This window comes from Dietzia sp. SLG310A2-38A2 (genome assembly GCF_014145095.1).
Taxonomy (GTDB): Bacteria; Actinomycetota; Actinomycetes; order Mycobacteriales; family Mycobacteriaceae; genus Dietzia.
Genome location: NZ_JAALDX010000284.1, coordinates 1 through 8,549, shown reverse-complemented (window position 1 = coordinate 8,549; position 8,549 = coordinate 1). Strand labels below are relative to the sequence as shown.

Here is an 8,549-nt window from a genome sequence, read left to right as displayed (position 1 = left end):
CTCGCCGAGCGGTTCCCGGGCCCGCCCGCCGCCCGCCAACCCGTCCACACCCTGTACCTGCCGGCCGATCGCGTCCACGCCGGGGTGGTGGCGGAGGTGGGCACGGCCGCGCTCGAGGCGTTCGACACCCACCTGCCGGACGCCGCCGCGTTGGTGAGCGTGTTCGGTGACGTGATATTCGGAGACGTGGGGTTCGGGGGACCCGGGGGCGACGACGACGAGGCGGTCCTCCGCTCCGAGGCCGCCTCACTCCACGCGCTCGTGAGGGGCAAACTCGAGCGGGAACCCGTCGAGGACCTGCGCATCGACTTCGAGGACGGCTTCACCCAACAGGGCGTGCCCGCCGGTGACCGCGATCGCGACGAGGACGCGCACGTGGACCGGGTGCTGGCCGATCTGCTGATGGCGCGGACAGCGGCGTCGGGGCGGGGGCAGACCTCGTCGTCGCTCCCTCCGTTCTGGGGGTTGCGGTTCGGCTCTCTCGACCCGGCCACCCGCCGGCGGGGGATCCGCACCTTCACGCGGTTCGTCAGCGGGCTCGCGGCGGAGGGCGGGCTGGCCGGCTTCCGCCCGACCCTGCCCAAGGTCTCGTCGGTGGACCAGGTGCACGCCATGGTCCGCATGTGCCGAGAGCTCGAGCAGGCGTGCGGACTGGCGGAGCGGAGCATCGGGTTCGAGATCCAGATCGAGACCCCGCAGTCGATCTGCGCCCCCGATGGATCCGCGCTGGTCGCCCGGCTGGTCCACGCCGCCGACCGGCGCTGCATCAGCTTGCACTACGGCACCTACGACTACTCCGCGGCGTGTGGGATCGCCCCCGAGTACCAGGCCATGGACCACCCCGCGGCCGACCACGCCAAGGCCGTCATGCAGGTCGCGGCCGCCGGGACCGGGGTGGCGCTCTCGGACGGCTCCACCAACCGGCTGCCCGTGGGCGAGCCGGACGCGGTACTCACCGCCTGGCAGCTGCACGCGCGGCTGGTCGACCGGTCGCTGCGCCGGGGCTTCTACCAGGGCTGGGACCTGCATCCCGCGCAGCTGGTCTCCCGTTACGTGGCCACCTACGCCTTCTACCGCCGCTCGCTGCCCACCGCGTGCACACGCATCGCGGCCTACCTCGGCACCACACCGGCCGGAGCCCCGGTGTCGGCCGGATACCTCGACGAGCCGGCCACCGCCCGCGCACTGGCCGACTTCTGCGTCCGCGCGATGGACTGCGGGGCCACCACGGCCGAGGAAGTGGCCGAGTTGGCCGGTGTGGACCGGGCCGTACTCGACCGGCTCCGGAGCACCGGAATCGATCAGGCCCACCCCCACGATCAGGCCCACCCCCGCAGGCCCGTCCCAGACCATGCGGAGACCACGACATGAGTGCACGCCGTGTCCCCGAGATCGTCTTCCGCGCGCACCGGGCAGTGGTCGGTTCCGAGATCGTGCCGGCCACCGTGACGGTCTCCGACGGGATCATCCTGGCCGTCGAGACCGGACCCGCGGCCCCGACCTCTCCGACGCCTGCCGGCACGGAGGTCGTGGACCTGGGTGACGAGGTGGTCCTGCTGCCCGGCCTGGTCGACACCCATGTGCACGTCAACGAGCCCGGTCGTACCGACTGGGAGGGGTTCGTCAGCGCCACCCGCGCCGCTGCGTGCGGCGGCGTGACGACCCTGATCGACATGCCGCTCAATTCCAGCCCGGTAACCACCAGTCCCGCCGCCCTCGACGCCAAACTGGCCAGCGCTACCGGGAAGTTGCACGTGGACGCCGGATTCTGGGGCGGCGCCGTGCCGGACAACCTGGGCCGGCTGCGCGAGCTGTGGGAGCGCGGGGTGTTCGGGTTCAAGTGCTTCCTGCTGCACTCCGGGATCGACGAGTTCCCGCCCCTGGATGCCGCTCAGATGGTTGCGGCCATGGAGGAGATCGCCGGATTCGGCGGACTGTTGATCGTCCACGCCGAGGACGCCGGGACCATCGATGCGCAACCCCCGACGTCCGGGCCCGCCTACTCGGGATTCCTGGAGTCTCGACCGGTCAGCGCTGAGGTCCGCGCGGTGGCGCAGGTCATCGACGGCGTCCGGCGCACCGGCTGCCGCGCTCACATCCTGCATCTGTCGGCCGCCGACGCCCTACCGCTGATCCGCGGGGCCAAGGCGGAGGGCCTGCCCCTGACGGTGGAGACGTGCCCGCACTATCTGTCGCTGTTCTCCGAGGAGATCCAGCCGGGCGCCACCCACTACAAGTGTTGTCCGCCGATCCGCGAGGCCGGCAACCGCGAGCGACTCTGGGAGGGACTGCGCGACGGGACCATCGACCTGGTGGTCTCCGACCACTCGCCGTGTGTGCCCGAGCTCAAGCGATTCGACAGTGGTGACTTCGGCCAGGCGTGGGGCGGTATCGCCTCGGTCCAGCTGGGTCTGGCGATCATCTGGTCGGAGGCGCGGGTGCGCGGTCTGGGGTTGCCCGACGTCGTCCGGTGGATGTCCTCCGGCCCCGCCGAGTTCGCCGGGATGGTCGACCGCGGTGCGATCCGCCCCGGCGCCCGCGCCGACCTCGTGGTCCTGGCTCCCGACGAGGCGTTCGTGGTCCTGCCCGAGCGCCTGCAGCACAAGAATCCCGTCACCGCCTACGCCCAGCGCGCACTGGGCGGCGTGGTTCACGAGGTATACCTCGCCGGTCGTCGCATCGACCTCGACGGCCCCGCCGTGGGCGCGGCCCTCTTCCGCCCGGTGCCGGTCAGCCCGGCCACCTGCCCACCCGCCCGGGTCGGCGCGCGATCGCTCTCATGAATGGAGACCCCCGGATGTCCGAGCCCGACTTCCTCGCCCTTCCCGACCTCGCTTCCCGCGCGCTCGCCGGCAGCGTCGTGTACGCCGACGACGAGTTCTTCGCCGAGAAGGAGAACCTGATCCTGCCCACCGAGCCGGTGTTCGACCCGGCACTGTTCGGGCACAAGGGCAAGGTCTATGACGGCTGGGAGACCCGTCGGCGTCGCTCGCCCGGTGAGGACGCGGCGATCATCCGTCTCGGGGTGCCGGGCGTGGTTCGCGGGGTGGTGGTGGACACCGCCTTCTTCCGCGGCAACTTTCCCCCGCAGGTCGCCGTGGACGGCGCGTGGATCGACGACTACCCGGGGACCGAAGACCTGGTGGGAGCCCACTGGCGGCCGTTGGTGCCGGACACCGCCGCGGAGGGCGACACCCGCAATCTCGTCGCGGTGGCCGACTCGGTGCCGGTGACCCATGTGCGCCTGCGGATGATCCCGGATGGTGGGGTCGCCCGGTTGCGGGTCCACGGTGAGCCGACCCCTGACCCGACGTTCCTTCACGGAACCGTCGACCTGGCGGCCGCGGAGAACGGGGGCCGGGTGATCGACTGCTCGGACCTGTTCTACTCCTCGCCGGCGAACATCATCGCCCCCGGCCGCTCCCGCATCATGGGCGAGGGTTGGGAGAACGCCCGGCGGCGTGAGGGGGGCAACGACCATGTGACGGTGGCGCTCGCAGGCCCGGGGACGGTTGACCACGTGGAGATCGACACCTCTTACTACATCGGTAACGCACCCGCGGCGGCGTCGCTGCGCGGGATCGCACGAGCGGAGGACCTCGGGCACCCCGAACGGTGGGTCGACCTGGTTCCGCGTACGCCGTTGCGACCGGACTGCCGGCACCGCTTCCTGGTGGGACCGGGACCGGGACCGGGGTTTGGGTCGGGTCCGGGGCAGGGGCACAGTGCGGTGGATCCGGTGCGATTCGTCCGGCTCGACGTGTTCCCGGACGGCGGTATCGCCCGCCTGCGCGTCCACGGGAGGCTGAGCACCGAGGCCCTCGATCAGCTCGCCGCACGGATATCCCAGGCCCGGCACACCGGGCTCATCCGCCCGTAACACGGCCGAAAAACCGCGGTGCCAGACTCGGGATCGACACCACGATGGTGCGGTCGGCCCCGCCGATCCGGCCGCCGCGTCCCACGGCACGGCGGTCGAGTCATCAGTCAGGCATCGCCGTGGTGTCCGCCCGGGCACAGGACCCGGGTGGGCCCGCGACCTCCACCCGGGCCCGCTGAACCCAGGAGATCCTCCGCCATGACCTCCGTGACCTCTGTGAGCTCCGATCCTGTGGCCGGGGTTCAGTCCTCCCGCCGCCTCCCCGACGCGGACACGCGCCTGGCGACACTCCGGGCCCGTGTGCACGAGGACATCGCCACCACCAGCCACGCCCGCGACTGGATCCCCCGCGCTCCCGGGTCCACCGAACTCGACGTCCTGGTGATCGGCGGCGGACAGGCCGGCCTGGGCACGGCGTTCGCGCTGCAGCGCCAACGGATCGACCGCGTCCTGGTGGTGGACGACGGCCCGGAACACGAGGTCGGCTGCTGGGACCGCTACGCCCGCATGCACACCCTGCGCAGCCCCAAACACATGCGGGGAATCGAGTTCGATGTGCCCTCCCTGCACGTCCGCCGCTGGTTCGAGGCGGTTTACGGTGAGGCCGCATGGGCTGCCGTCGACCTCATCCCCCGCCTGGACTGGAACGACTACCTGCTCTGGTACCGGGAGGTCACGGGCGTCCGCGTACAGCATCGGACCCGGGTCACCGCGATCCACCGGCCCACCACCCCGGACGGGCCGTTCTCCGTGGAACTGCACGGTCCGGACGGGCAGGAGACCACGTTGACCGCCAGGCGCATCGTCTTCGCCCTCGGGCTCGCGGGCGGAGGCGGTGTTCGCGTGCCGGAGTTCATCTCCTCCTCGCTGCCCCGCGAGCGCTGGTTCCACACGGAGGACCCGATCGACTTCACCGCGTTGCGGGGTCTGCGGGTGGCGGTGCTGGGTGGCGGCGCCTCCGGGTTCGACAACGCGGCTACCGCCCTGGACCACGGCGCCATCCGGGCGCAAGTGTTCGTGCGACGGGCGACGGTCCCGGCCTCCAACCCGCTGCGGTGGATGGAGTTCCCGGGCATGCAGGAACGCTTCTACGACCTCGACGACCAGAGCAAGTGGGAATTCGGCGTGGTGTCCGGAGGCCTGCCGCAGCCCCCCACTCAGCACTCGGTGTGGCGGTGCTTCACCCACTCCGGCTTCGCCCTGCACACCGGCTGCGGGTGGAACGCCGTCTCGGTGGTCCACACCGACACCGGCGGGCAGGAGATCGCGATCGACACCACCAGGGGTCGGTTCCACGCGGACGTGGTGCTGGCGGCGACCGGCTACCAGGTGGATCTGCGGATGCGTCCGGAGCTCTCCGAATTCGTCGACGACATTGCACTGTGGTCCGACCGCCATCCGCCCGCGGTCGATCACCCGGCCGGACGGAGTCCCTACCTGGGCCCGGGTTTTGAGTTCGCCGAGCGCGACCCGGGCACCGCGCCGTGGTTGGCCCGGCTGCACCACTTCTCGACCGGTGCACGGGCGTCCATGGGCGTGACCGGGAACCAGCTCTCCGGGATCTACGGCGGGATCGGGCGGATCGCCTCGGCGATCACCACCGCGATCACCCGCGAGAACTGGGACCGGCTCGCCCGGGACTTCGCATCCTTCGAGCACATCGAGGTCCGATCCATCGGTCCCCACGACGACTCCGACGGGTGGTACCCGACGAGTTCGCGATTCTGACGTCGAGAGTCGTGCGCAGCCCATCAGAACGGGGGTTCGGCGTCAGTCACGGGAGTCGACGGTGTCCGCGGAGGCACCGGACCGGTCGGTGGGGCCTGTCTCCGGAGTCGAGCCTGCTCACGGAGTTTGCGTCGTTCGATATCGCGACGGTGGCGCTGATGGGGTCGCCGACGGGACTCGGCTGAGCCGTTGCCGGTCTCACCAGCTTCGGCTGCCTCCCGCTGGCGACGGCTCGCCTCGGGGCGTTGTGGCGGGGCGTGGCCGGCGAGAGGCCCGGTGGGGAACGTCGTGATGCGCGTTCCGGGGTCCCTGTCCGGGTGGTGGGGACCGTGGATCCACACGTACCCACCGTCGGTGTCCCGGTAGTAGGCCCACACGCCGTCGGTCTTGAGTCTGTGGTGGAAGCGGCAGAGGCTCCCGAGGTCATCGCACGTCGTGTGTCCGCCCTGGTCGGGGTGGTCGTGGTCGAAGGGGACGATGTGATCGAGGTCGGCCTTCTCGGCGGAGGTCTGGCATCCGGGGAAGACACACGTACCGTCACGTCCCCGGCAGAAGCGTGCCAGGGCCTCGGAGGGAGTGTGGCGCCGGGCGGCGGCGGTGTCAGGGGCCGCGAGTTCGGAGAGCGCGTTGATCCTCCGCCTGGCGTTGCGCTGCAGTTTGTCGGCGGTGTGGCCGGTGACCGGCCCGTACCCGGCGAGGGTGATGCCGCGATTGTCCGGGCTGCCGTCGTCGTAGGCGTGGATGATCACTCGGCGGGCTGCAGACCGGGCCTCCGGGTCGGTGGGGTGTTCTCCTTGCGGGTCGGGGAGGCAGGCCCAGCCACGGCTGAGTGCGAGCAACCCGGCGGCGCGGAGTTGGCCGAGGGAGCGCGGATCGTCAGCCGAGGCGGTGCGGGCGAGGGCCTCGATGCGGTCCGCGATCTCCAGGGCGTCTTCGGCGGTGAGCGTGGCGGTGATGATCGCCCGGTCGTCCCGGAGGGGCACCAGCTCCACGTCCTGGTCACGTCGCGCCTGCTGGGCGCGGGCATCGGCACCTAGTGGATCGCAGGCCGCGATGGTCTTGATGAGCATCTTGCGCAGCGGACCGAGCCTCGGCGGGTGGGTCCTGCGCCTGGTGGGGGCCAGCCCCTCGCTGATCCGCCGATCGAGTTCGGGCATGTGGTGATCGTCCACCAGGGCCGTCTCCTCGGCGATGGTGTGTGCGGCGAGGATGCCTATCCACCCGGTCGCCAGAAGCGCCGCGGTACGTGGGAGCCGTTCGGTGAGTTCGACCGCGGTGGTCACTAGACGGGATGCACCGTGGCGGGAAAGCGCCATGGAGGCGCTGATCATGGTGGCGGCGGCTTCCCACGGATCACGGTGGCGGTCGTGCTCGGTGGCGAAACGGTCGGTGGCGGAACGGACGCAGTCGTAGGCATAGGCGAGTGTCCGACCCTCGGCCGCGCAGATCGTTCTCTGGGCGAGGTAGCCGCGTTGTTGACCCGGGTCCCACCGAGCGAACGCCTCGGGGACCAGGACGGGGAGTGCGGGCCCCGTCGAAGTGGTGAATCCGGGAGGCGGGATGAGCACCTCGGAAGGATCGATGTCGTCGGAAGCAGGCGGCGGTGTATAGGTCATGGTTCGATCGTATGTTCGAGGTATGACACTGCGTGGGTGCACGGATTCCGTCGGCCTGACCTGGCGTGCCCTGTTCGCTACGTGCAGGGCATCGCAGGTCAGCGGGGTGTGCGCGAAGGTTCGAAGGTGATTGGTGGCGCGTCGGCGGGAGGGCGCCCGTGTGGAGCGTGGGCTCCCGGCCGATACTGCACGGCGTGGGCGCCCTGCTCGGCCCCTGCAGGGCGCCCCAGGTCGGCGGGGTGGGGCGGCGGTGTGGTGGGTCGGCGGTGTGGCGCTGTGACTCAGCCCGGTCGTGCCACGATCAGGCAGGCCTGCCCGCCCTCGGGTACATACCAGCGGTGGGGGAGGGTGCCGTCGTACCGCGCGACGTCCCCCGCCTCCAGCCGACTGAGTGACTCGCCCACCTCGAGCAGGACAGTGCCCCTGGTGACGTACACCCATTCGCGGCCCGGGTGTTCGAAGAATCGACCCGGCACGTGATTGGTCTCCACGAACTCCAGGAACTGCGTGTCGTTGGGCCCGCCCGGCAGCAGTCGGGTGTGCCCCCCGACGGTGCCCTCCGCGCGGGTGAGGACGGCTCCCTCCGACGCGCGACGGACGTCCACGTGTCCGCCCGTCGAGGATGTCGAGTCCCCTGCTGCGGTCGAGTCCCCCGCCGGTCCGCCGGGACCTCCGGACGTCGGGTCGACGGAGTCGACCGCTTCCAGCAGGTGCGCCTGCGTGGTGCCCAATGCGTGGGCGAGCCCCTCGAGCGTCGACATGCTCGGGGCCGCCTTGCCGCGTTCGATCTGGCTGAGGAACGGTTGCGAGATCCCGGCCTGACCGGCCACCTCCACGAGGGTCAGGCCGAGCTGCTGACGGTGGTGCCGGATGCGTGCACCCAGGCGCGTGAGCCCATCGCCACGTAACCCCGACACCGGTGTCTCCCATCGTCCGCGAGCGGTTACAGACCAGATCCGGCGGGGTAATCCGGCCGAAACACCGACCCGTGACACTGAGCTGTATTGACGAGGTCAATATCTCGCGTCCTGGTCGAAAGCGCAAGGGCACCATCCCGACCCGGTCAGGGACGGTCCGGTAGAGCAGGAGAACCCAGTCAGTGGACACACTCATCCGCCAGCGTGGGGACGGGGCCTCGGAGCCCGGCGCCACAGACCCGCGGCCAGACGGCAAAGCCGGGAGGCAGGTCGACCGCATCGCCGGGGTGGGGCTGCTCGACGGCCGGGTGGTCGACGTGGACATCTCGGGCGGTGTGGTCGTGGCCGTCACCGAGGCCGGAGACACGGGAGTCGGCGCCACCGGGGCGCCGGGACCTGCGGTGGTCG

7 protein-coding genes and 1 pseudogene are annotated in these 8,549 nt (G+C 71.0%); 6 read left to right on the top strand and 2 right to left on the bottom strand.

Annotated elements, in window-relative coordinates; translation table 11 throughout:
* From G6027_RS10470 to G6027_RS10455, 4 genes are all read left to right on the top strand, one after another.
* Positions 1–1,371 (top strand): aldolase/citrate lyase family protein (locus G6027_RS10470; RefSeq protein WP_182637124.1); only part of this gene is annotated, 1,371 nt, incomplete at its 5' end.
* Positions 1,368–2,783 carry an allantoinase AllB gene (gene allB / locus G6027_RS10465; RefSeq protein WP_182637123.1) on the top strand — a complete coding sequence of 472 codons (1,416 nt, stop codon included), beginning with the start codon at positions 1,368–1,370 and terminating at the stop codon, positions 2,781–2,783. The genes G6027_RS10470 and allB, both read left to right, overlap by 4 nt.
* 14 nt (positions 2,784–2,797) lie before the next feature.
* A complete protein-coding gene (alc, locus tag G6027_RS10460) occupies positions 2,798–3,880 on the top strand; it encodes an allantoicase (RefSeq protein WP_182637122.1) in 1,083 nt (360 codons plus the stop codon).
* Between the two features lie 198 nt (positions 3,881–4,078).
* Positions 4,079–5,608: an NAD(P)/FAD-dependent oxidoreductase gene (locus G6027_RS10455; RefSeq protein ID WP_182637121.1), complete on the top strand. Its 1,530-nt coding sequence runs from the start codon at positions 4,079–4,081 to the stop codon at positions 5,606–5,608.
* Positions 5,609–5,631: 23 nt separating this feature from the next.
* Here G6027_RS10455 and G6027_RS10450 read toward each other — a convergent pair whose 3' ends face one another.
* The gene (locus tag G6027_RS10450; RefSeq protein WP_182637120.1) at positions 5,632–7,224 is read right to left on the bottom strand and encodes an HNH endonuclease signature motif containing protein; all 1,593 of its coding nucleotides are present in this window, start codon (positions 7,222–7,224) and stop codon (positions 5,632–5,634) included.
* A gap of 160 nt (positions 7,225–7,384) precedes the next feature.
* Here G6027_RS10450 and G6027_RS18820 point away from each other — a divergent pair, with 160 nt between their 5' ends.
* Positions 7,385–7,504: a phage DNA packaging protein J gene (locus G6027_RS18820; protein ID WP_182637125.1), complete on the top strand. Its 120-nt coding sequence runs from the start codon at positions 7,385–7,387 to the stop codon at positions 7,502–7,504.
* A gap of 1 nt (position 7,505) precedes the next feature.
* Here the strand turns inward: G6027_RS18820 and G6027_RS10440 are convergent, their stop codons facing one another.
* Positions 7,506–8,141, bottom strand: coding sequence for an XRE family transcriptional regulator (locus G6027_RS10440; protein WP_182637119.1), 636 nt, complete (start codon positions 8,139–8,141; stop codon positions 7,506–7,508).
* Positions 8,142–8,323: 182 nt separating this feature from the next.
* Between G6027_RS10440 and G6027_RS10435 the strand changes: the two are divergent.
* A pseudogene (locus G6027_RS10435) lies at positions 8,324–8,549 on the top strand (cytosine deaminase); the annotation flags it as partial.

Coding starts and splice junctions, on each gene's coding strand:
- allB (WP_182637123.1), top strand. CDS start 1,368: ATGAGTGCACGCCGTGTCCCCGAGATCGTCTTCCGCGCGCACCGGGCA.
- alc (WP_182637122.1), top strand. CDS start 2,798: ATGTCCGAGCCCGACTTCCTCGCCCTTCCCGACCTCGCTTCCCGCGCG.
- G6027_RS10455 (WP_182637121.1), top strand. CDS start 4,079: ATGACCTCCGTGACCTCTGTGAGCTCCGATCCTGTGGCCGGGGTTCAG.
- G6027_RS10450 (WP_182637120.1), bottom strand. CDS start 7,224: ATGACCTATACACCGCCGCCTGCTTCCGACGACATCGATCCTTCCGAG.